We start from the raw sequence: 21,296 nt of genomic DNA, 5'->3' as shown, positions 1-21,296 counted from the left end.
CCTTAATTCAGCACCGGATTCCGCGCATCCTCCCGTGAAACGCGCAAAATTCATGAGACAGATGCAGATCAAAACCCTTCTTTCCGCCTTCTTCCTGACCGCCACGCCCGCCTTTGCGGACGGTCTGGCCCCCGATTATGCCGTCCTTCCGCTGGCCTCGCATCATTATGGTGACTGGGGCGAGGACGATGGCGACGATTTCAACGAATTCAATCCGGGGCTGATGTTCACATGGGCTGAGCGCGCCTATGGGCTGAACTACACGTTGGGCGCCTATCGCGACAGCCGGTCGAACACCTCCGCACATCTGTCGGCGGCCAAAATGTGGGACATTGGGGACCACGCACAGGCTGGGATCGTCGGCGCCTATATCCACTCCTTTGGCGACGGCTACACCGGCTTTGCGCCTTCTGTGCAGCTCACGTACAAATCCCTCTTCCTCAACGCCGCGACGGGCTATGACGACGATGTCTATGGCGTCATCTCGACCGGCTTCATCATCCCGCTGGGCCGTTAAACGTACAGAATCCTTGTCACAAATAAGAAAGGTGGCCCATAGAGCCGCCTTTCTTGTCTTTTTCGAACATCTACGAGATTTACTGCGTCGCGGCCTTCACCGCCGCCACGACATCCTCGACCGCCGCGTTCAAAACGCTCTCATTCACGCTTTCGGCCATGACCCGGATCAGCGGTTCGGTGCCGGATTTTCGGATCAAAAGCCGCCCGTTGCCGTTCAGCTTGGCTTCGGCCGCCGCAATCGCCGCTTTGACACCCGCGTCCTCCAGCGGCTTTTGCCCGGTGCCATAGCGCACATTCTGCAAAAGCTGCGGCACCGGCTCAAACACCTGTGTCAACTCAGACGCCTTCTTGCCCGTCTCGACCATGGCGGCGAGGAACTGAAGCCCCGCCAAAAGTCCGTCGCCCGTGGTCGCATAGTCGCTCATCACGATATGGCCGGATTGTTCGCCGCCAAGGTTAAAGCCCCCGGCCCGCATCCGTTCGACCACATAGCGATCGCCCACGGCGGTGCGTTCCAACCGCAGGCCTTCGGCCTCCAAAAAACGTTCCAACCCCAGATTCGACATCACGGTCGCGACCAAAGCCCCGCCAGACAGACGCCCCTGATCGGACCAGGCCTTGGCCATCAAGCCCATGAGCTGATCGCCATCGGCCACGCGGCCTGTTTCATCGAGGATCATCACCCGATCCGCATCGCCATCGAGACAGATGCCGACATCCGCGCCATGGGCCACCACGGCCTCGGCGGCGGTCTGGACATAGGTCGAGCCGCAATGATCGTTGATATTCTTGCCGCTGGGCGCCGTGCCCACCGGGATCACCTCTGCGCCCAGCTCCCAAAGCACCTCCGGCGCCGTGCGATAGGCCGCGCCATTGGCGCAGTCGATCACCACTTTCAGCCCCTGGAAATTCATCCCCCGCGGCAGGGTCGATTTCACCCGCTCATTGTAGCGGAACCGCCCGTCGTCGATGCGTTTTGCCCGACCGATGTTTTGCGCCTGCGCGGGCTCGACACCCTCTTCCATCAGCCGCTCGATCTCGCTCTCCGCCTCATCCGACAGTTTGAACCCGTCGGGGCCGAAAAACTTGATGCCATTGTCCTCGGCGGGGTTGTGTGAGGCAGAAATCATCACGCCGACATCGGCGCGCATTGAGGTCGTGAGCATGCCCACAGCCGGCGTGGGCACCGGCCCCAGAAGAAACACGTTCATCCCGGTCGAAGTAAATCCCGCCGTCATCGCAGTTTCGAACATATAGCCCGACAGCCGCGTGTCCTTGCCAATCACCACACGGTGCTCGCGCGATCCGTCACGCCGGAAATAGCGCCCGGCGGCGGCCCCGAGTTTCAACGCCATTTCGGCGGTCATCGGATGGCTGTTGGCGCGCCCGCGCACCCCGTCCGTGCCAAAGAATTTACGCGTCATGGCTGTCTCTCCCCAGATTTGTCACCGCCCGCCAAAGCGCAAGCGCCTGTTTTGCCTCTTTAAAATCATGCACCCGGTGGATTTGCACACCCTGCCCAAGCGCTGCCATGGTCACCGCCAGCGTGCCCGGAGCGCGGTCCTGGGCCACGGGGGCCTTGCCGATCTTGCCGATAAAGCCTTTGCGCGACACGCCCAAAAGGATGCCGCAGCCCAAAGCGTGGAACAGCGAAATCCGCTCCAGAAGCGCCAGATTATGCTTAATCGTCTTACCAAAGCCGATGCCGGGATCGACAAGGATCTGCGTGCGCAAAATGCCCGCCGCCTCGGCCACTTTGATGCGCTCTTCGAGGAAGTCATACACATCGAGCAGCACGTTGTCGTATTGCGGATCGTCCTGCATCCCCTCAGGATCGCCCTGCGCATGCATCAGACAGACCGGCGCGCCGGCCTCTGCGCTCACACGCGCCAGATCGGGGTCATGAGTGAAGGCGTAGACATCATTCACAAGACTCGCCCCCGCCTTGAGCGCGGCGTCGGCCACAGGGGCTTTCCGTGTGTCGATGGAGATCGGCACGGCGCTGATCTCACGGATCGCCGCAATCACCGGCGCAGTGCGGGTGATCTCTTCGTCGACCGCGATGTAATCCGCGCCCGGACGGGTGCTTTCGCCGCCGATGTCGATGATCTCGACCCCTGCCGCGATCATCTGTTGTACCTCGGCCAGAGCCGCCTCGGGACGGTCGAATTTGCCGCCATCGGAGAAACTGTCCGGCGTGACGTTGAGAATGCTCATCACCGAAGGCGTATTGAGAGCGAGCCCCGCCATTGGAGCACGGGCGGCAGTCAACCGCGTGCGGGCCTCATCAGAGAGCGCGGAGACCGGCAAAATCTCAGGCGGCGCGTCACGACGCAGGCGTTCGACATGGGTGAACCAGCACCAGCCACCTGCCAGCGTCAACGCGCCCTCGGGCCGGGCCGGATCGCAGCTCGGGATCGGACGGTCATAGAACGGCTGGCTCATTTCAGGACAGCTCCACCGCAGCATCCGCATCGCGGCGCTCGGCACCCTCGATCTCCACCGCGCCGAGGCTCAACACCTTGGTTGCGGAGAGTTCCTGCGCCAGCCAAGCCACCATTTCGGCGATGTCGCCTTTCGGCCCATGCACCGCGTCGAGCACCATTTTCGACGGTGCCCAGACGGAGATTTGCCCCTGTTTCATCGCCCAGTCCAACTCAGTCCGCGTCGCGCGCACAACACAGCGGGCATCACGCCCGGCCAGAACCCAGGCGTTTTGCTCAATCGCCAAAAGATCGATCCGCCGCTGCGCCGCCTGATGCCCCGCCTCGGGCCAGTCGCCAGAGGGCAGGCCAACGGTCAGAATGACAGGTCGCGGATCGGCCTCCAATGCGTCGATCCAGGCGGTGAGCTGCGCACTGGCCAAAGCCTCCGATCCCAGATGCACAATCAGCGGATGCGGCACGGGAGCTTCCATCGCCTCCGCATGCCCGACTTGATCGACGCTGCGCACGATCTCGACGCCAAGCGCGCCGGGGCCACGGTCGAGCTTTTCGACCCGCACAAAGACGCGATAGGCGCGCGGCTCGGCCAGAATGCGCTCTGCGATCCGCTCGGCGAGGGTTTCAAGCAGATTGAGACGCTCGGCCTCCAACTCGATATGGATCGCCTCGGTCAACCGGTCATAGGACAGGATGCGATCAACATCGTCGTCAATCGGACCGGTGACCGGCGTCAGTTCCACGACGATATTGAAGGACACCCGCTGGCGCACGCCGCGCTCGGCCTGAAACGCGCCGATTTCGACATCGACCACATGGTCGCGAAGCGAAATCCGGTCGAGCGGTGCGGCGTCAGAGGTCGCCAGCGCGCGCGCTTCGGGGTGCTCAAAAGCCTGTCTGATCTCGGACATTGACGGTCCCTTTTGCAAGTTTGGCCTTTGCTACAGCTTTGGCGGCGATGGGCCAAGACCCAATCGCCCGTCGCACAGGCCGACCGCTGAAATGGCAAAACCCCGCCGTTTTCCCGGCGGGGCCTGAAACAATTCCGTGATCGGAGGCGTTAGGCCTGTGGCATCCGGTAGAACATGTGCACGCCAATCTGTGCCGTTTTCGCGAAAGCCCGCGCCCAACGCGGGTTGACGGCACGGGTGTGATAGTGGGTCGCGCCCTGCGTCAGCGTGCGCGGCGCGCCGTCGATCATCAGCTTGGCCACTTTGGCGACCTGATCCCATGCGCCTTTTTCCCGCACGACATCGGCATGCCCGTCGCAGGTGTAGGTGAACTGACACTGGTATTTGCGGCCCGTGCCCTGATGCACCACGCCACAGACCGTGTTCGGGAAGGCGGGGGAGGAGACACGATTGAGGATCACCTCGGCCACCGCGAACTGGCCTTTGACGCTTTCGCCGCGGGCTTCGAAATAAAGCGCCTCCGCGAGGCACTGCCATTGCTCACCACCTTGGGCGGTAGGTTGGCTGGCGAGAAAGTCCTTGGTGTAGGAAATTGTCGGTGTCGTGGACTTGGGTTTGAAGCTCGCCAAAAGACGTTCGATCGCATCCGCATCGACGTTTTCAAGGCCGTCACGCTCCTGGTTCAACAGCGCGTTCAACTCGAGCCCGAGCACCGGGTTCGGATCGTTCGAGTGGCTCACCGTCACCTCGGCACGGGACTGGCCCGGAAGTGTCGATATGCCGAGCGTGACCACAAGCGCGAGCGCCTTGAGCTTAGCTGGGATTGTCATAGGGTTGCCCCTCCATTGCGCCCCAAAACAAAGGGGCCTCACGGGTGTTTTTCGAGCCGGGGGATAGGTCAAATGTCCCAAAAGGTCCACCCCGGGGCGCCGAAGGCCTTACCAGACAGTCAAGAAAGAAGTGTCACCCCGGCCTGAAACGCCGAAGAAAAAGACCGTCTACGCCTTTATTTTCAGCACCTTGATGGAGTGATGTGACTATTTTGCATCGTAGGCGACAAGCTGCGCAGCCGCAAGGCGCGCCACAGGCACGCGGAAGGGCGAACAGGACACGTAATCGAATCCTGCGGCCCGGCAAAAGGCGATAGATTCGGGGTTACCGCCATGTTCACCACACACAGCAACCGTCAGTTCTGGTCTCGCTTGGCGGCCCCGTTCGGCACCGATTTTCAACAGTTCTCCGACGCCCTCGAAATCGAGCATGTGAAATGGATCTTCCGGGAAGACACCTTGCTGAACATAAGAGTTCATGAATCGACCCGCGTCGTCGCGCGACAGACCATAGGCCATTTGGGTCAGGTCGTTCGTGCCAAATGAGAGGAAGGATGCGCTCTGCGCGATGTCACCGGCGCGCAGTGCGGCGCGCGGCGTTTCGACCATCACGCCCAAGCGATAGGTGAACTCCGCCCCCGTCTCATTGCGCACCGCTGCCGCCACGCCGTCGATCTGGGTTTTGACCAGCTCCACTTCGCGTTTGGCCGAAACCAGCGGGATCATGATCTCGGGCACCACCGGCGCGCCGTGTTTCGAGGCCTCGATCGTCGCTTCGAAAATCGCGCGGGCCTGCATTTCGTAAATCTCGGGGAAGGTGATGCCAAGCCGAACGCCGCGCATCCCCAGCATCGGGTTGAATTCCGACAGCCATTCGATCCGACGCGTCACATCAGAGAGCGGCAGATCGAGTGCCTCGGCCAGTTCTTTCGCGCCTTCGCGGTCCGAGGGCAAGAATTCATGAAGCGGCGGATCGAACAGGCGGATACAGACCGGGAGGCCCTCCATGATCCGGAAAAGCTCAATAAAGTCAGAGCGCTGCATTGGCAGAAGGCGCGCAATCGCTTCCGCCCGATCTTCGTGGCGGGCGGCGAAAATCATCTCGCGCATCACGGTCAGACGATCGCCTTCAAAGAACATATGTTCGGTGCGGCACAACCCGATGCCCTGCGCCTTGAAGTCCCGCGCCATGGCGGCATCTGCGGGCGTGTCGGCATTGGCGCGCACCCCGATGTCACGGATCGCATCGGCCCATTCCATCAGTTGCAGATACCAGTGATCCTTCACCGGAGGCATCATTTTGACCGCGCCCATAAGCGCCTCGCCCGCAGACCCATCAAGCGTCAAAAGATCGCCCTCAGCAAGCGTGCGACCATCAGACAGCGTCAGCGTGCGGTCTCGACCGTTGATCCGCATCGAGGCGCCGACCACACAGGGCACCCCCATGCCGCGCGCGATCACCGCCGCATGCGAGGTCACCCCGCCGCGTTCGGTCAGAATGCCGACGGAGGAATGCATGCCGCGAATGTCCTCGGGCGTGGTCTCGCGGCGCACAAGGATGCAAGGCTCACCGCGCGACTCATAGCTCTGCGCCACGCTGGAATTGAACACGATCCGCCCGACTGCGCCACCCGGCGAGGCGGCGATGCCCTTCGCCACGACGTCACGTTTCCCTTTGGGATCAACCTGTTGGTGCAACAGCTCGGTCAGGGACCGCGCGGGCACGCGGGTGATCGCCTCTTCGCGCGGGATGATGCCATCCTCGGCCAATTGCACCGCGATGCGCAGCGCGGCCCGAGAGCTGCGTTGCACCCGCACGGCATCCAGCACCGAAAGCTTGCCGTTCTCGATGGTGAACTCGACCTGCATCTCTTCGCGCAGGCGCACGCGGCAAAGTTTTGACATGTCCACGAGGCGGTCGAACAGCTCCGGCTGCGCCTCCTCAAGAGACAGCCCCCGCTTGTCGCGGGTCAGATAGAGCATTTCATCGGCGTCGAATTCGCCATTATTGATGGCTTCGCGGCCTTGCGATTGGCGTTTGTAACGGCCCTTGATCAGCGGCGCGCCGGTGTTCGAATCCACCAGCTGCATCACCCCTGCCCCGCTTTCGCCCGGCCCCAGCCCCAAGGACATGGCCTGCACGATCAACCCGAGCCCGGCGTCCGCAGGCGCGCCTTTGGCCTGACGCAAAAGCCGCGCCGTCGTGCCCTCCCAGGCGCGCGCCATGGAGCGCAGAACCTGACCTAATTGCTCAGCAGGATCTTGGGGAAACGGCTCGCCGGTTTCATCTTCATGCGCCTCAAGCGCCGTTTTCAGCGCCTCCGCCACAGGCATAGACGTGTCAAATTCGAACAATTCCGGGTCGAGACGTTCGACATGCACCGCGAAAGATTGCACAAATCGAAGATACAGCGTGTCTGCCGCCTCAGAGCCATGGGTCTGCGTCAGTTCCGCGTGGCGCGCGTCGTTCATGCCGATGTTGAGAATGGCGCCGGGGCCGCCCCAATCGGGGTCCTCGGACGAGGGCCGGACCGAGAGCAAAGGCGTATCGCCGAACACGCGCAACAGAGCTTTTTTGTCGAACCTCTGACCTTCGGCGAGGCGATGCACCGCATCGAACGACAGGGCGACGGTTTCCGGCACAGGCAGGTCAAGACGGATCAGGCGTTGCAGGCATTTTGCCCGTCCGCCATGGGTTTCGACCGCGATCGGTGCGACGCGGCGGATGCGGGTGAACCCGAGACTATCGCTCTCTTGCTGCACTGCGGCACCTCCCTGTTGCGGCACGCTACGCCTCAAGGCGGCGTGAGCGCAACCGTTAACCGTAACGGCACAGAGATTTCGTCAAAACCGTTGCCGCTAAGTTAACACAGCACCGGTCTCAGGTCAGCTTTCGATCCGGGTGAGGTCCGCGACCGAGAGACAGATGTCACGAATGCGGCCCAAAAGGTTCAGACGATTGCGACGCACGATGTCGTTGTCGGCATTGACCTGAACCGCTTCGAAAAACGCATCAACTTCCGGGCGCATCGCGGCCATGGCGGACATGGCGGCCGTGAAATCTTCGGCTTTCATCGCCGGTTTGATTGCCTCTTCCGCCGCATCGAGCGCGGCAAAAAGGGCTTTCTCTTCCGCGACTTCGGCGAATTTCAGATCGGGACCAAAGCTATATTCGACACCGTCCTTTTCCTCGGCTTGGCTGAGGATGTTGTTGGCACGTTTGAAGCCCTGAATGAGGTTGGTGCCATCTTCGGTATCGAGCATCGCCTGCAAAGCACGGGCGCGCTTAACCAGAAGCGTGATGTCGTCATTGCCCTCCATCGCGAGACAGGCGTCGATCACGTCGTGACGGATGCCTTCGTCTTTGAGGAAAACTTTGAGACGGTCGTGGAAGAAGGACAAAAGATCTTCGGAGGTGTCAGGAACATTGCCCGCCGCCTGGTTGACTGCGTCTTTTTGCGCGTCCGAAAGCTTGTCGGAGATCGCATCGAAAGCCGCACCGAAGACGCCGTGTTCCGCGATCTCGTCGAGGATTTCTTTCAGCGTGTCGATCACGCCGTCATTCTCATCGGCTTCGGCAATTTTGTGCAGCAAAAGCTGGCTGTCGATGAACCGGTCGAGGTGCAGACGCACATCATTGGTGATCAGCAAACGGATCACACCGAGGGCTGCGCGACGCAATGCAAAGGGGTCTTTCGAGCCGGTGGGCTTCTCGTCGATGGCCCAGAAGCCGGTCAGTTTGTCGAGTTTGTCAGCCATTGCAACCGCGACAGACACTGGTTCGCTCGGCACCTCGTCACTTGGGCCAAGCGGCGAATAGTGGTCGCGGCAGGCGTCAGCCACGACATCGGGAAGCCCGGCTTTTTGGGAATAGTAGCGGCCCATGATGCCTTGCAGTTCGGGGAATTCGTAGACCATCTCAGAGCTGAGATCGGCTTTGGCCACTTTCGCAGCCGTGGCAGCCTCAGCGGGGTCTGCCCCCACAATAGGCGCGATCTCTTCGGCCAGCGTCGCGATGCGCGCGATGCGGGCCGCCTCTGAGCCGAGTTTGTTGTGGAAGGTGACGTTGGCAAGCGGCGCAGACATCGCCTCCATACCGTCACGCTCGACGGTGCGCACGTCGTTTTCCCAGAAGAATTTCGCATCCGACAGACGGGCGGAAAGCACCTTTTGGTTGCCCGCGAGGATGGTCGCGCCGTTGTCCTTGGTCTCGCGGTTGGCGACGGTGACGAATTTCTCGATGCGGCCCGTTTTGGGATTGCGCACGGAGAAGAATTTTTGATGTTCCTTCATCGAGGTTTGCAACACCTCGGGCGGCAGGTCCAGGAAATCGGCACCGATCTCGCCCATAAGCACGACCGGCCATTCGACCAGCCCCGCAACCTCCGCCAAAAGACCTTTGTCCTCAACGACTTCGAGACCCTGCGCGAAGGCTTGGTTGGTGGCGTCGTGCCAGATGTGATCGGCACGTTCCGCGCCATCGAGCACCACGAAATTCTGTTTCAGCTTGGTCGCGTAATCATCAAAAGACGTCACTTTAAAGCTGCCCGAGGACATGAAACGATGCCCCCAGACCGTGTTGCCGGAGGTGATGCCGTCGATGTCGAGGGGCACAACTTCTGCGCCGTCTTCGCGGGTCATCAGGCAGACGATGGAATGCAGCGGACGCACCCATTTGAGGCTGCCCGCGCCCCAGCGCATGGATTTCGGCCAGGGGAAATTGCGCACGGTGGCCTCAAGCACCTCGGCCACGATCTCGGCCGCCGGACGCCCCGGCTTGGTGATCTTGGCGAAATAGACCTGACCCTTTTTCTCGTCGCGAATCTCCAGCTCGTCCTTCGTGACACCGGCACCACGCAGGAACCCTTCGAGCGCTTTTTCGGGCGCATCGACACGCGGGCCTTTGCGTTCTTCGACCGTGGTCGGGGAGGCGTCCAGAAGCCCTTCGATGGACAGGGCCAGACGGCGCGGCGTGGCGAAGGCGCCCGCGGAGGCATAGGTCAAACCGGCGTCGACCAGACCGTTCGTCACCAGAGATTTCAGATCCTCGGCGGCACGTTTTTGCATGCGCGCGGGGATTTCTTCGGAGAAGAGCTCGATCAGCAAGTCAGCCATAGTCAGTTTCCTTCAGGAGGGGGCGGACAGCCCACGGGTGTGGGATCGCCGTCGAACACGGCGTCGCCACAGCGGTTGATCTGGTTCCAGGCAAAGCCGCGGCCATCGGGGTAGATGGCGACCACACGGTCGATGCCATAGGGAGAATTCTCTGCGCCCAAGAAGGCGACGGCCCGGCCCGCCTCGAGGTCGGCGCCAATCGCGCCTGCGTCGAAACAGTCGAACCATTTCTGTGCCACCAGAGGGGCGGCGTCCTCATAGGGCTGAAAGGTTTCCGTCATCATCGGCAGGGAGAGGGGCGTGGTAAAACAGGCGCGAAACTTGATCGGCGAGGTGTCGGCGTCGATGCCGGTGAAATTCTCGGCCAGGATGTCTTCGGACAGGCCTTCGAAGGTGGTCACAGTGACCGAGGCCGCCGGCGCATTGGCCGGGATCGGTTTGTAATAGGCGTAGACCTGCGAATAATAGAGGCCAGCGCCGAAGACGAGTGCGGAGATCACGATACCACCTGCGACCAGTTTGCCATTCATGCGGACTCAGTCTCTGCTTTCCAGCCGCCCGCCTCGGTCAGAACGAAGGCATCGGCACAGGCCTTGGCCAGCGCGCGGACACGCCCGATATAGGCCTGACGCTCGGTGACGGAGATCACGCCGCGCGCGTCCAGCAGGTTGAAGATATGCGAGGCCTTGATGCATTGATCATAGGCCGGATGCGCCATGATGATGCGTTTGCCGGTCTTGGGGTCCATGTGTTCGACCGAGAGAATGGCGTGGCATTCTTTCTCGGCGTTGACGAAATCCGACAGGAGTTTTTCGGTGTTGGCGACGTCGAAATTGTGCCGGGAATATTCTTCCTCGGTCTGTTTGAACACATCGCCATAGCTGAGCGCGATCGGCGCCTGCGGGTCGTTGTAGGGCATATCCATGACGTGATCGACGCCCAGAACATACATCGCCAGACGCTCCAACCCGTAGGTCAGCTCGCCAGACACGGGATGGCAATCGTGGCCGCCGACCTGTTGGAAATAGGTAAACTGTGACACTTCCATGCCGTCGCACCAGACCTCCCAACCGAGACCCCAGGCGCCCAAAGTGGGGCTTTCCCAATCGTCCTCAACGAAACGAATGTCATGCAGCTCGGTGTCGATGCCGATGGCTTTCAAAGAGCCGAGATAGAGATCCTGCAAATCCGGCGGCGATGGTTTGATCAGCACCTGATACTGGTAGTAATGCTGCAGCCGGTTCGGGTTCTCGCCATAACGCCCATCGGTCGGACGGCGCGAAGGCTGAACATAGGCCGCAGCCCAAGAGTTCGACCCCAAGGACCGCAAAGTCGTCGCCGGGTGAAAGGTTCCCGCGCCCACTTCCATGTCATAGGGCTGCAACACGGCACAGCCTTTGCCGGCCCAATAGGCCTGAAGCCTCAGGATGATTTCCTGAAAGGAACGCGGTTTGTCTACAGTCTCGGACATGGGACGTCTTTCGTCAGAGGTTTTTGAGGCGCGTGTTGCCACGCATCGAACGCGGCTCTTCAATAGGCAAGCCCGGCGGGGGCGTCAATGTCGCCCATCGCCCAATCCCTCCCCAAACCCACTCCAATCCCGGTGCTTCGCCACGGAATGCCTGCAATCCGCTATATTTCGATCACATCTCTTCCATTTATGACGCTTGGGCAGCGCCCGGATATTGACCTCGGCTCCAAACCTGTTTTCTTAGCGCCCGAAGAAAAGACGACGAACGAGGGCTATGGGGCACCCTATGGTCCGTTCGACAAAAAGTAAGGGTTTTCATGACTAGGTTTTTCGCTGTTGCGCCTCTGGGCGTTGCCGCTTCGCTGTTTCTCACCACAGCTCTCTCGGCGGAACAATGGATTCAGATCGAGGCACAGCCCTCTCTGACACAGGCCACCGAAGCCGCCCAAGGCTATGCCAATGGATTGCCTAATGTCGTGGGCTTCAACCTGCCGGGCCGCTGGCACGCCATCGCGCTTGGCCCCTACGCCACAGAGGCCGAGGCAGAAGCCGCCCGTCTGGCGCTGCGTGCCCAGGGCCGCATTCCCGGCGACAGCTACCTGACCGACGGCACCCGCTTTCAGGATGCCTTTTGGCCGGTTGGTGTGAATGTCTCCACGCTCGCACCCGTTGAAGCCGCGCAAGCCTCGGACGCCCCAGCGACCAACGCCGTCGCCGAACAGGTGATCGAGACCGCGATGGAGCCGGTCGATCTGGACGAGACCCCGGCAGAGGCCCGTGCCTCCGAGCGCGCGCTTGACCGCCCGGCGCGTGAGGCGCTGCAAACCGCGCTGCATTTCGCGGGTGTGTATAATTCCGGGATCGACGGCGCTTTTGGCCCCGGCACCCGCAACGCCATGGCCGAATGGCAGTCGATGCAGGGCTATGAACCCACCGGCGTTCTGACCACCCGCCAACGCGCAGAAGTTCTGGCCGCCTATCAGGACGTGGTGAACAGCCTTGGCCTGCGCCCTGTCGTGGATGATGTCGCAGGCATCGCGATCACCCTGCCGACGGGTGTGGTGGAGTTCTCCGAATACACCCCGCCTTTTGCGAAATATGCCGCCAAGGATGGCTCGGAAGCACAGGTGCTTCTGATCTCGCAAACCGGCGATGCGGCCACTTTGGGCGGTCTCTACGAGATCATGCAGACGCTTGAAATCGTGCCGATGGAGGGCCCGCGGTCGCGCGATCAGAACGGCTTTAGCCTCACCGGCACCAATGCGCAGATCACCTCCCACACCGAAGCCAAACTGGTGAATGGCGTGGTCAAAGGCTGGACCCTGATCTGGCCCACGCCCGGCAACACCACGGACGAAAAACGTCACCAGATGGCTTTGGAGGCCATGCAGGCGTCCTTCGCGCCCACCGACGGCGTGTTGCCGGATGCTTACGGCGACGGCGCGGAACAAGACATCGACCTGATGGCCGGTCTCGACATCCGCCGCCCGGAAAAGGCCGGCAGCGGGTTCTATGTCGACGACAAAGGCACTGTCTTGACCGAGGCCGATCTGGTCGCCAGCTGCGCCAAGATCACACTCGACGAGACCTATGACGCCACGGTCACCGCGACGGCGGATGGCATGGCGCTTTTGACCCCTTCCGAGGCGCTTGCCCCGCTCGAGATCGCCCGGTTCGACAGCCAACTGCCGCGTCTGCAATCCGAGGTTTCCGTCTCCGGCTTTGCCTACGAAGGCCGCCTTGGCGCACCGACACTGAACTATGGTCTGATGGCCGAGCACAAAGGCCTGTCTGGCGAAGAAGACGTCCTGCGCCTCGCGATGACCACGCTTCCGGGCGAGGCAGGCGGTCCGCTTTTGAACAGCGCAGGCGCCGTGATCGGCATGCTCGCGCCGTCGTCGGCCATCCCCGAGGCGCAAGGCCGCAGCCTGCCCGAAGATGTGGCATTTGCCTATGACATGGAAAAGATTGCCGGGTTCCTCTCTGAAAACGGTGTGACCATGTCCGCCTCCGAAGACTCCAATGAGACCACCGACCCGGCAACCATCGGTCGTGATATGACGGTTCTGGTGAGCTGCTGGAACTGATCTGATTTTTCAGAGCCGAAAACATGCAAAACCCCGCTCAGGCGGGGTTTTTCTTTGGCATCACGCCCGAAACAAGGCCAAAGCCGCCTGATCCGCCTTGCCCTTGGTCAGCCACGCCAGCGCGAAAATCCAGATGCCCACGGCCTCGCCCCAAAAGACGATGTTGTGGCGGTCGACAAACGCCTGTCCCCCGCCCCAGCGCGCATAGACGAAAGACCCGGTGATCACCGCCAGCGCCACGAGGATGCCATACCCGCAGGCCTTGTAGATATAGGGCCGCACGCGGCTTTGGGTTTTGGGGAATTGCACAAGGCAGAACACCACGAGGCAGAGGAAAAACACCACCGCCGAGAGGTTATGCACCCAGGCCGAGAGATCGACGCCGACGAGCCTTTGCGTCACGGTGATCTCTGGCAAGGTGCAGTCTGCACGCTCGGTCGCTTTCACCACGACACAATCGTCCAAAGACGGAAACACCGCCACCAAGAGGGCGGAAACGCCCGCCACGCTGGACAGAACCTGATCCGAAAAGGTCTCGCCCCGACGGCGCGGATAGCCTTTGTAGGAAATCAGAAACACGCCGATGGCGAAAAGCGATCCGACAAAGGCCTCTCTGAGCGGCGAAAAGAAATAGTTCGACACGGAATCGCGCAGGTGATCGTCGAGGGGCAAGCCGCCGCCAATCAAGAGAAACGGCAGGATCAACGCCACGAGGCCAAGCGCCTGGCGGACGCGGTAATAGCTCAGGACGTGCTCATTCTCTTCCGCAATGTCTTCCGCCATGTCTTCCGCCATGCGTCACCCCCGCCAGAACCGGATGGTGAACAACGCGAAGACCGACATGACTTCGAGCCGCCCGATCAGCATGGCGATCGCCAAAATCCATTTCGCCGGATCGTTGATCGTCGCGAAATTGCCGGACGGCCCGATGATGTCGCCCAGCCCCGGTCCCACACAGGCCAAGGCGGTGGCCGCACCGGAGATGGCGGTGATGAAATCAAGCCCCGTGGCCGCCAACAACACCGCCGTGATGCCCAGTGTCACGATGAAAAACGAGAAGAATGCCATCACAGAGGAGAGCACGTCTTCGGTCACCCGGTGACCTTGATAGCGCGGCGTGAAGACGCCGTTGGGGCTATGGATTTTGCGGATTTGCGCCCGCATCGAGGCCCACAAAAGCTGATAGCGGAACACTTTCACGGAACAGGCCGTCGAGCCTGCGCAGCCGCCGATCAGGCCGATGAAGAAAAACGCCACCGCCGGGAAAGCACCCCAAAGCTGGTAGTCGGTCGAGGCATAGCCCGTGCCGGAAATGATCGAGGTGACGTTGAACAGGCCTTCGCGGAAGGAATGTTCGAAATGATCGGCGTTGACCAAAAGGCGGTAGACCGCAAAGGCGATGGTCAGGCCGAAAATGATGATCAGATAGGCGTGGATTTGCGTGTCGCGCCACAGGGGCTTGGCAGTGCCGGCGATAAGCTGGACGTAGCGCACGAAGGGCAGCGAGGCGAGGATCATGAAAAACGACGAGACATATTCCGCCGGACCCTGGAAGGCGCCGAAAGAGGCATCGCGGGTCGAAAACCCGCCGGTCGAGAGCGTCGTCAGCGCATGGTTCAGCGCATCGAACACGGACATGCCGACCAGCACATAGCCCAGAAAACACAGGAAGGTCAGCGCCACGTAGATGACCGAGATGCGTGAGGCAATCTCACCGGCGCGCGGCAGGACTTTGCCATCGGTATCAAAGGCTTCGGAGCGAAACACCTGCATGCCGCCCACTTTCAGTTCGGGCAGGAACACCATGGCGACCACAATGATCCCGACGCCGCCGAACCATTGCAACATGGAGCGCCACAAGAGGATACCCTCGGGCAGATCATCGAGGCCCGAGAAGACCGTCGAGCCGGTGGTGGTCATGCCCGACATCGCCTCGAAAAACGCATCTGTCAGGTTGGCCTCGGTCGCGCCCAAAATGAACGGAAGCCCGCCAAATAAGGGCAGGATGAGCCAAATGAGCGTCGTCAAAAGGAACATCTGCTGGATCGAGAGACCCTGTTGCTGGCCGTTCTGGGTCGAGAGCGTCAAAGCCGCACCGATCACGAAGGTGATGACGCCCGCACGAAAGAACACATGCCATTCGCCCGAGCCCATGAGCAGGTCCACCGCCATCGGAATCGCCATCGTCAGCCCCAAAAGGGCGACAAGCGTGCCGATCACATATCCAACAGGTCTCAGGTCCGTCATGAGGGCAAGGCTTGGCGGGGCCGCGCCCGCAAGTCAAGCGCATAAAAGACAGCAGATCGCGGAGATGGCCGGACGTCTTCCGCCCGGCCATACCTTGGCTCAGATCACAAAAATGCCCGCTTCAACGCCGGAATGCGGCTGATCACCAGCCAGTCCAGCAGCAAAACCACCAGCAATGTCAGCCCCGCCATTGGAAAGGCGAAACAAAGCACAAGACCGATGGACACGGCCCCTTTCCAGAGCGGCATGTTTTTCGGCAAGGGCGGCGGCGCGATGCGCAGGCTACCCGCGGGACGCCGTTTCCACCACATCACGGCGCCCGAGACGCAGAGGAAAATCACCGAAAGACAGTAGACTGTGTTGAGCAAAATCACCCAAAGCCCCACCGTCCCCATGTGAAGGGCGATGCCCACGGCCATCGCCTTGCCCATAAGAGAATAGTCCTCATATCGGACATCCGCGAGGATTTTACCGCTGTAACGATCAATATGGACCGTGCGGTCCGACATCGGATCAAGACTATCCGTGTTCATACTGTCGCGAGACAAGGTAAACACGCCTGTCTCCCCCATCGGCAAGTTCATCTGATACCGGGCATCAAAGCCAATCTCACGCGCCAAAGCATCCATCGTATCCAGGCTCACCGGTACGCCGGGTTTTAGCCCTTCCTCGCCAAACAACGAGCCGGACGCAGGCATGAGCGTTTGTTCAAGAGCCCATGGCACCTCTTTGGGACCGTCATTCATCGCGCCATGCGGAACATCCGAAAGCGGCGCGCCCCATTTTTCGGCCGGAAAGCTCGACCAGGCCTGCACCATTTTCTCGCCCCAGACACCGGCCCATGACAGGCCCGAAATGAGGAAGAACAGCAGAATGACAGAGATCCATATCCCGACCACCGAATGCAAATTCTTCCAAAGCGCCCTGCCCCGCGCGCGCAGGCGTGGCAGCAAGGCGTCGCGCAGACGTGTCTCTCGCGGCCACCAAAGATAGAGGCCCGTGACCAAAAGGATCACCCCAAGGGAGGCGGCGATCTCGACCATACGGTCCCCGGTCACACCGATCAGCAACTCACCATGTGTATTGTCCAGCAGATCATAGAGACCGGAGCGTCGTGGAAAGGTTTCGATCACCTCGGCGGTATAGGGATCGACCACCACCATCATTGCTCCGGCTTCTGTGTTGACACGAAACAGGGCGGCCAGGTTGTCGGCGCGGGGCGCAACATATTGGATCAGTTCTCCATCGGGAAACTCCGAGAGCGCCGCTTGCGCCTGAACTGACACGGCCAGAGGTGCCTCAAGCGGCGTGACTGCGGTTTTTTCGCCATCTCTTCCATCGAGAAAAGAAATCCACATCATCAACATGCCGGTGAGCGCCAGCATGATGAAAAACGGAATGACATAAAGCCCGGCATAGAAATGCCAGCGCCATGCGGCGCGGTAGAATTTTGCGGCATTGCCCGCAGCGTCCTGCATCTCTTGTGCAGGAGATTGATCGAGTGCGACCATGGTCTCACGTCCTTTCATGGCCTGACAGGCGCGCCTTCGGCGCGGCCCGGATCAGGTCGGTATTGGTTTTCAGATGTCTCAGGAAAGGATCAGAGACGCAGGCGGTGCCCGCGCAAAGCGGTGCACATAGGGGGCGCCGCGGCCCGAAACCTCATCGGGTTTCGGATAATCGGCCAGCCGATGCGTGGCCGGATAGGGATTGTCCAAGGTCATGCCCACCACTGTCGAGGTGACATGGCAGAGCGGACAGGGTTGCGATTTGGCGTCTTCGTGCTCGATAGGATTGCCATCGGCATCCAGCGTGATGGTCTGAAGCCCATCGCCGGTACAGATCACAATCACCTGTGTATGAATGAGGCCAAGCTGCGCCAAGAGGGCCGAAGATTTCGGCCCCACAATCCCGAGCATGAGCGCGAGAAACAGGAAAAGGCGCAGCGTCGCAAAAACCATGACGTCACCTAACCCAAGCGTCGGCGACAGGTCCAGTGTTTAGATGGTCTCCAGCGCTTATCCGACGTGGAACAGCGTCGAAAACAGTTTCGGATCGAGGCTTTGCGCGGCAAAGGTCTCCCCCTCGGTCAGGACCGACACGGCATCATGCGAATGCAGGCTTTCCTGATGCGAGGCGACCACGCGGAAGTCGCCGATGCGCGGATCGTTTTCCAAGACTTCGGAGAACAAACGCGCCGCGTCTTCGACGAAAATCGGGTTTGCGGCGTTCAGTTCAGCGAAGGCCTGTTCGTCCTCGCGTTTCACCATCACCTGCGTCTCGGTCGGCACGGCTTGGCGGCACAGATCGATCAGATCTTCGAACCAAAGCGTGTCCTGCTGGTTCTTCACCTCGACCGAAATCCGCGCCACGGAGCGTTGCGAATGCGGCGTCGCGAGTTGATGCCGTGTGCGGCGCGCATGTTCGGAAAGTTCAAGAGAACAGGGGCAAGTGGAGCTATACACATAGTCCAAATGCATGATTTCTGTCATTTTACCGGCGACTTCAACGAGTTCCAGCGCGATGTCGTAATACTGGTAGCCCTCAAGGCCCGAGCGCAAAGACGGCCGTTTCACCGGGAAGGAAAACCGCATCTGGATGCGCGCATCGAAACTGTCGAGATCGCTTTGATAGTCGCGCAGCGCCGCCTGGATCACGTCGAAAGAAAAACTGCGCTCAGCGTGTTTGTAAAACGAACGCATGATCCGGGACATGTTGATGCCCTTTTTCTCCGCCTCCAAGGACACGGTGCCAGTGACGGAGGTCTCGAGCGTCAAATCTCCGTTATCACGGGTGCGGAACCGGATCGGCAGACGGAAGTTCGAAATGCCGACATGCTGGATTTGCCGCTTGGCGCCCTTGATCAGGCTTTCCGGCCCGTTTTGCAGATCGGGAAGCCCCTCTTTATAGGCCTCGTCCACCTCGAAATCTTCCGGGTAAGCGCGGCGCAGCGCCGGGTAATTGGCGAAATCATTGGCCTCGGGCAAAAGCCGCGCGATGGCCGGGTCAAGCTCGGCCACTTCGGTCGGCGTCGCCTGAGCGGCCCAGTCTCTCAGGGTCGCAAGAGCGGCCTCGGCGGCCGCCCGGTCCTTCTTCTCAAGATCGCTCGGATGCATGTTCATCGAAAATCCCTTCAACGCTGCGCCTCATATAAGAGGTTTCACAGATATTACCACTACGAAGGGGACGCGCGTTTGGATCAAACCGCTTCGAGCGCGTTCAAAATATCCGCGATGATGTCCTCACCATCCTCAAGCCCCATCGAGAGCCGCACGAGACCATCGGTCAGCCCCAATTCCGGGCGCTTTTCGACCGGCACGTTCTTGTGAGTCGTCGTGCAGGGGTGCGTCGCGATGGATTTCGCATCGGCGAAATTGTTCGACAGCGTGAAAACGTCCAGAGCGTTGAGAAATTTGAACGCCGCCTCCTTGCCGCCCTTGAGATCAACGGTGATCACCGTGCCTGCGGCCTCGGATTGCGTTTTGGCCAGCTCATATTGCGGATGCGACTTGTAGGACGGGTAGCGCACGGAATTGAGCGCCGGATGACCGTCCAAAGCCTCGCAAAGCTTCATCGCCGTCTCCGCCTGACGCCGCACGCGCAGGTCGAGCGTGTCCAAAGATTTGAGCTGAATCCAGGCGTTGAAGGGCGAAATCGCCCCGCCGGTGTGTTTGACATACATCTCTACCGGACCCCGGATCAGCGCGCGGTCGCCCGCGATGATGCCGCCGAGACAGCGCCCCTGCCCGTCCACATGTTTGGTCGTGGAGTAGATGATCAGATCGGCGCCAGCCTCTTTCGCGTAGGAGAAAATCGGTGTGCACATGGCGTTGTCCACCACGACCAGCGCACCGACGGCATGAGCCAGCTCGGAGACGGCTTTGAGGTCGATCACCTCCAGCGTCGGGTTGGAAATGCTCTCGCAGAACACGGCTTTGGTGTCGGGGCGGATCGCGGCCTTCCACTCGTCCAGATTCGTGCCATCGACCAGCGTGGTCTCGACGCCGAATTTTGGCAGCACTTCGGTGACGATGTAAAGACACGACCCGAACAGTGCCTTCGAGGACACCAGATGATCGCCCGCTTTGAGGATCGACATCAAAGCACCCGCCACGGCGGCCATGCCCGAGGCGGTCGCGAACGCGTCTTCACAGCCCTCAATCGCCGCCATCCGATCCTCGAACATACGAGTCGTCGGGTTGCCGTAGCGGGCGTAGATGAACTCGTCCTCGCCTTGGTTGACGAACCGCGCTTCTGCGGCCTCGGCGGTGTCGTAGACAAAGCCCTGCGTCAGGAACAAGGCCTCGGAGACCTCGCCGTATTGCGAGCGACGCACGCCGTCGTGGATGAGTTTGGTTTGGGTTTTCCAGGCTTTCCCAGTCGCGTTCTTTTTGGTCATCATGATCCCTTTCGCCATTATCCCCATTCGATCAAGGGCTGGGGCGCGGAGGGTTCTGACCAACCCGGCGTCTCGTCCTGACCTCTTTAGCGGTGTTTTTAGCGTGGCCCGCAATCCGGAGAACAAATCGCCACGTCGCCTTGTATCTGGCGGGGTACAAATCCTGCGACATCCTGTCAAGCGCATGACCGATGCGCCCGCCCTCGTTAACAAAGATTCACCGCCCTGTCGCAGCATCGTGACACTTCTCGCGCATATCACAGGCAGGGAAGACACTTGGGTGAGGCAACAGAGGGTGGCGCAGATGCCCCTTTTGAAGATCAACACAGATGGGTCCTTTTTGCCCGCTGGCACGTCGCTGGTCCTGCGCGAGGCTCTGGCGAAGACGCCCACGGGCGCGCCGATTGTCATCTGTGTCCACGGCTACAAATTCTCGCCGCTTGTGCCAGAGCACGACCCGCATGACCATATCCTCTCGCTCGATCCCGGCCTGACCTGTCGCAAGGCGCTGAGCTGGCCGCGCGGACTTGGCTTTGGCAGCGGGCGCTCCGATGAGGGGCTTTGCATTGCGCTCGGCTGGCAGGCGCGCGGCTCGATCTGGCAGGCCTACGCGGAAGCCCGCGCCACCGGCGAGGCTTTGGCCCGGCTGATCTGGAAACTCGACCGTCCTGTTCATGTGATGGGTCACTCTTTGGGCGCGCGCGTGATCCTCTCCGCCTTGCCGCATCTGCCTGAAGGCGCGGTGCGCCGTGCGATTCTCCTCTCTGCCGCCGAGTTCCGTTCGACCGCCGAACACGCCCTCGACAGTGCCGCCGGGCGCACGGCGGAGGTGTTGAACGTAACCTCACGAGAAAATGATCTCTTCGACGCGCTTTTCGAGATGGCGCTGGTCCCCGATCATGCGCCGTCTCGCTCTCTGGGCGCAGGGTTGGGGCAAACCCCTCGCGGTTGGTGCGACATTCAAATCGACGACACCGCAACCCGCGCAGCCTTGGCGCGTCTCGGCTATGACATTCCCGCAGCGGACAAGAAAATCTGTCACTGGTCGCCCTATCTGCGCGCGGGCGTGTTCGCGTTTTACCGCACGGCGCTGCGTCATCCCGAACGTCTGCCGATGGGATTGTTACAAGAGGCGCTTCCGGCCACCCATGCGCCCCGGTTTTCGCATCTTTTGCCGCGCCGTCCCTTCGCTTCGCCCTTGTCCTTTTCGCGCAAAGCGTCATCCTGAGGGAAACATCCCCGGATCACCGGGGAGTGACGACAGCACGGACAAGGC

18 protein-coding genes and 1 riboswitch are annotated in these 21,296 nt (G+C 60.8%); of the genes, 4 read left to right on the top strand and 14 right to left on the bottom strand.

Annotated features, from left to right (window positions below; all coding sequences use genetic code 11):
* The first annotated feature begins 52 nt into the window (after positions 1–52).
* On the top strand, positions 53–517 hold the full coding sequence (locus HCZ23_RS12340) for a hypothetical protein (RefSeq protein WP_167602033.1): 465 nt from the start codon (positions 53–55) through the stop codon (positions 515–517).
* 79 nt (positions 518–596) lie between these two features.
* On the opposite strand, the gene glmM is transcribed toward HCZ23_RS12340, so the two are convergent.
* From glmM to HCZ23_RS12300, 8 genes are all read right to left on the bottom strand, one after another.
* Entirely contained in the window at positions 597–1,943 is a 1,347-nt protein-coding gene (glmM, locus tag HCZ23_RS12335) for a phosphoglucosamine mutase (protein WP_167602032.1), read from the bottom strand.
* Positions 1,933–2,964, bottom strand: a complete 1,032-nt coding sequence (folP, locus tag HCZ23_RS12330; protein ID WP_167602031.1) for a dihydropteroate synthase — start codon at positions 2,962–2,964, stop codon at positions 1,933–1,935. Before folP ends, glmM begins: the two co-directional genes overlap by 11 nt.
* A 1-nt stretch (position 2,965) precedes the next feature.
* Entirely contained in the window at positions 2,966–3,871 is a 906-nt protein-coding gene (locus HCZ23_RS12325; protein WP_167602030.1) for a dihydroneopterin aldolase, read from the bottom strand.
* A 149-nt stretch (positions 3,872–4,020) separates the two neighbouring features.
* Positions 4,021–4,701 (bottom strand): cell wall hydrolase, encoded by a 681-nt coding sequence (locus HCZ23_RS12320; RefSeq protein ID WP_167602029.1) that lies wholly within the window; start codon positions 4,699–4,701, stop codon positions 4,021–4,023.
* 207 nt (positions 4,702–4,908) lie between these two features.
* Positions 4,909–7,464 carry a pyruvate, phosphate dikinase gene (locus HCZ23_RS12315; RefSeq protein ID WP_167602028.1) on the bottom strand — a complete coding sequence of 852 codons (2,556 nt, stop codon included), beginning with the start codon at positions 7,462–7,464 and terminating at the stop codon, positions 4,909–4,911.
* A 123-nt stretch (positions 7,465–7,587) separates the two neighbouring features.
* Positions 7,588–9,816, bottom strand: a complete 2,229-nt coding sequence (glyS, locus tag HCZ23_RS12310; protein WP_167602027.1) for a glycine--tRNA ligase subunit beta — start codon at positions 9,814–9,816, stop codon at positions 7,588–7,590.
* A gap of 2 nt (positions 9,817–9,818) precedes the next feature.
* Entirely contained in the window at positions 9,819–10,346 is a 528-nt protein-coding gene (locus tag HCZ23_RS12305) for a DUF6446 family protein (RefSeq protein ID WP_167602026.1), read from the bottom strand.
* A complete protein-coding gene (locus tag HCZ23_RS12300; protein ID WP_167602025.1) occupies positions 10,343–11,287 on the bottom strand; it encodes a glycine--tRNA ligase subunit alpha in 945 nt (314 codons plus the stop codon). Before HCZ23_RS12300 ends, HCZ23_RS12305 begins: the two co-directional genes overlap by 4 nt.
* 87 nt (positions 11,288–11,374) lie before the next feature.
* Here HCZ23_RS12300 and HCZ23_RS12295 point away from each other — a divergent pair, with 87 nt between their 5' ends.
* On the top strand, positions 11,375–11,596 hold the full coding sequence (locus HCZ23_RS12295; protein ID WP_167602024.1) for a hypothetical protein: 222 nt from the start codon (positions 11,375–11,377) through the stop codon (positions 11,594–11,596).
* Positions 11,597–11,604: 8 nt separating this feature from the next.
* Positions 11,605–13,374, top strand: a complete 1,770-nt coding sequence (locus tag HCZ23_RS12290; protein ID WP_167602023.1) for a serine protease — start codon at positions 11,605–11,607, stop codon at positions 13,372–13,374.
* Positions 13,375–13,434: 60 nt separating this feature from the next.
* Here the strand turns inward: HCZ23_RS12290 and HCZ23_RS12285 are convergent, their stop codons facing one another.
* The 6 genes from HCZ23_RS12285 to metZ all read right to left on the bottom strand — a co-directional run bounded on the left by HCZ23_RS12285 (position 13,435) and on the right by metZ (position 20,023).
* The gene (locus HCZ23_RS12285) at positions 13,435–14,169 is read right to left on the bottom strand and encodes a DUF998 domain-containing protein (RefSeq protein ID WP_167602022.1); all 735 of its coding nucleotides are present in this window, start codon (positions 14,167–14,169) and stop codon (positions 13,435–13,437) included.
* Positions 14,170–14,172: 3 nt separating this feature from the next.
* The gene (locus HCZ23_RS12280; RefSeq protein ID WP_167602021.1) at positions 14,173–15,621 is read right to left on the bottom strand and encodes a TrkH family potassium uptake protein; all 1,449 of its coding nucleotides are present in this window, start codon (positions 15,619–15,621) and stop codon (positions 14,173–14,175) included.
* A gap of 104 nt (positions 15,622–15,725) precedes the next feature.
* On the bottom strand, positions 15,726–17,132 hold the full coding sequence (locus HCZ23_RS12275) for a PepSY domain-containing protein (protein WP_167602020.1): 1,407 nt from the start codon (positions 17,130–17,132) through the stop codon (positions 15,726–15,728).
* A gap of 78 nt (positions 17,133–17,210) precedes the next feature.
* Positions 17,211–17,582: a DUF2946 family protein gene (locus HCZ23_RS12270; RefSeq protein ID WP_167602019.1), complete on the bottom strand. Its 372-nt coding sequence runs from the start codon at positions 17,580–17,582 to the stop codon at positions 17,211–17,213.
* Positions 17,583–17,639: 57 nt separating this feature from the next.
* Positions 17,640–18,743: a GTP cyclohydrolase FolE2 gene (gene folE2 / locus HCZ23_RS12265; protein ID WP_167602018.1), complete on the bottom strand. Its 1,104-nt coding sequence runs from the start codon at positions 18,741–18,743 to the stop codon at positions 17,640–17,642.
* A gap of 77 nt (positions 18,744–18,820) precedes the next feature.
* Positions 18,821–20,023 (bottom strand): O-succinylhomoserine sulfhydrylase, encoded by a 1,203-nt coding sequence (gene metZ, locus HCZ23_RS12260; RefSeq protein ID WP_254870294.1) that lies wholly within the window; start codon positions 20,021–20,023, stop codon positions 18,821–18,823.
* A 62-nt stretch (positions 20,024–20,085) separates the two neighbouring features.
* Positions 20,086–20,164, bottom strand: a riboswitch (SAM riboswitch).
* A gap of 160 nt (positions 20,165–20,324) precedes the next feature.
* Between metZ and HCZ23_RS12255 the strand changes: the two genes are divergently transcribed.
* Positions 20,325–21,248: a hypothetical protein gene (locus HCZ23_RS12255; protein WP_167602016.1), complete on the top strand. Its 924-nt coding sequence runs from the start codon at positions 20,325–20,327 to the stop codon at positions 21,246–21,248.
* Positions 21,249–21,296: the final 48 nt, after the last annotated feature.

Source organism: Celeribacter sp. HF31 (assembly GCF_011806455.1).
Classification (GTDB): domain Bacteria; phylum Pseudomonadota; class Alphaproteobacteria; order Rhodobacterales; family Rhodobacteraceae; genus Celeribacter.
This window is presented reverse-complemented; position numbering and strand designations above follow the sequence as displayed.

What these genes read in the sequence shown, in the direction of transcription:
- HCZ23_RS12340 (WP_167602033.1), top strand. Translation starts at nt 53, where the DNA reads ATGAGACAGATGCAGATCAAAACCCTTCTTTCCGCCTTCTTCCTGACC.
- glmM (WP_167602032.1), bottom strand. Translation starts at nt 1,943, where the DNA reads ATGACGCGTAAATTCTTTGGCACGGACGGGGTGCGCGGGCGCGCCAAC.
- folP (WP_167602031.1), bottom strand. Translation starts at nt 2,964, where the DNA reads ATGAGCCAGCCGTTCTATGACCGTCCGATCCCGAGCTGCGATCCGGCC.
- HCZ23_RS12325 (WP_167602030.1), bottom strand. Translation starts at nt 3,871, where the DNA reads ATGTCCGAGATCAGACAGGCTTTTGAGCACCCCGAAGCGCGCGCGCTG.
- HCZ23_RS12320 (WP_167602029.1), bottom strand. Translation starts at nt 4,701, where the DNA reads ATGACAATCCCAGCTAAGCTCAAGGCGCTCGCGCTTGTGGTCACGCTC.
- glyS (WP_167602027.1), bottom strand. Translation starts at nt 9,816, where the DNA reads ATGGCTGACTTGCTGATCGAGCTCTTCTCCGAAGAAATCCCCGCGCGC.
- HCZ23_RS12305 (WP_167602026.1), bottom strand. Translation starts at nt 10,346, where the DNA reads ATGAATGGCAAACTGGTCGCAGGTGGTATCGTGATCTCCGCACTCGTC.
- HCZ23_RS12300 (WP_167602025.1), bottom strand. Translation starts at nt 11,287, where the DNA reads ATGTCCGAGACTGTAGACAAACCGCGTTCCTTTCAGGAAATCATCCTG.
- HCZ23_RS12295 (WP_167602024.1), top strand. Translation starts at nt 11,375, where the DNA reads ATGTCGCCCATCGCCCAATCCCTCCCCAAACCCACTCCAATCCCGGTG.
- HCZ23_RS12290 (WP_167602023.1), top strand. Translation starts at nt 11,605, where the DNA reads ATGACTAGGTTTTTCGCTGTTGCGCCTCTGGGCGTTGCCGCTTCGCTG.
- HCZ23_RS12285 (WP_167602022.1), bottom strand. Translation starts at nt 14,169, where the DNA reads ATGGCGGAAGACATGGCGGAAGACATTGCGGAAGAGAATGAGCACGTC.
- HCZ23_RS12280 (WP_167602021.1), bottom strand. Translation starts at nt 15,621, where the DNA reads ATGACGGACCTGAGACCTGTTGGATATGTGATCGGCACGCTTGTCGCC.
- HCZ23_RS12275 (WP_167602020.1), bottom strand. Translation starts at nt 17,132, where the DNA reads ATGGTCGCACTCGATCAATCTCCTGCACAAGAGATGCAGGACGCTGCG.
- HCZ23_RS12270 (WP_167602019.1), bottom strand. Translation starts at nt 17,582, where the DNA reads ATGGTTTTTGCGACGCTGCGCCTTTTCCTGTTTCTCGCGCTCATGCTC.
- folE2 (WP_167602018.1), bottom strand. Translation starts at nt 18,743, where the DNA reads ATGAACATGCATCCGAGCGATCTTGAGAAGAAGGACCGGGCGGCCGCC.
- metZ (WP_254870294.1), bottom strand. Translation starts at nt 20,023, where the DNA reads ATGATGACCAAAAAGAACGCGACTGGGAAAGCCTGGAAAACCCAAACC.
- HCZ23_RS12255 (WP_167602016.1), top strand. Translation starts at nt 20,325, where the DNA reads ATGCCCCTTTTGAAGATCAACACAGATGGGTCCTTTTTGCCCGCTGGC.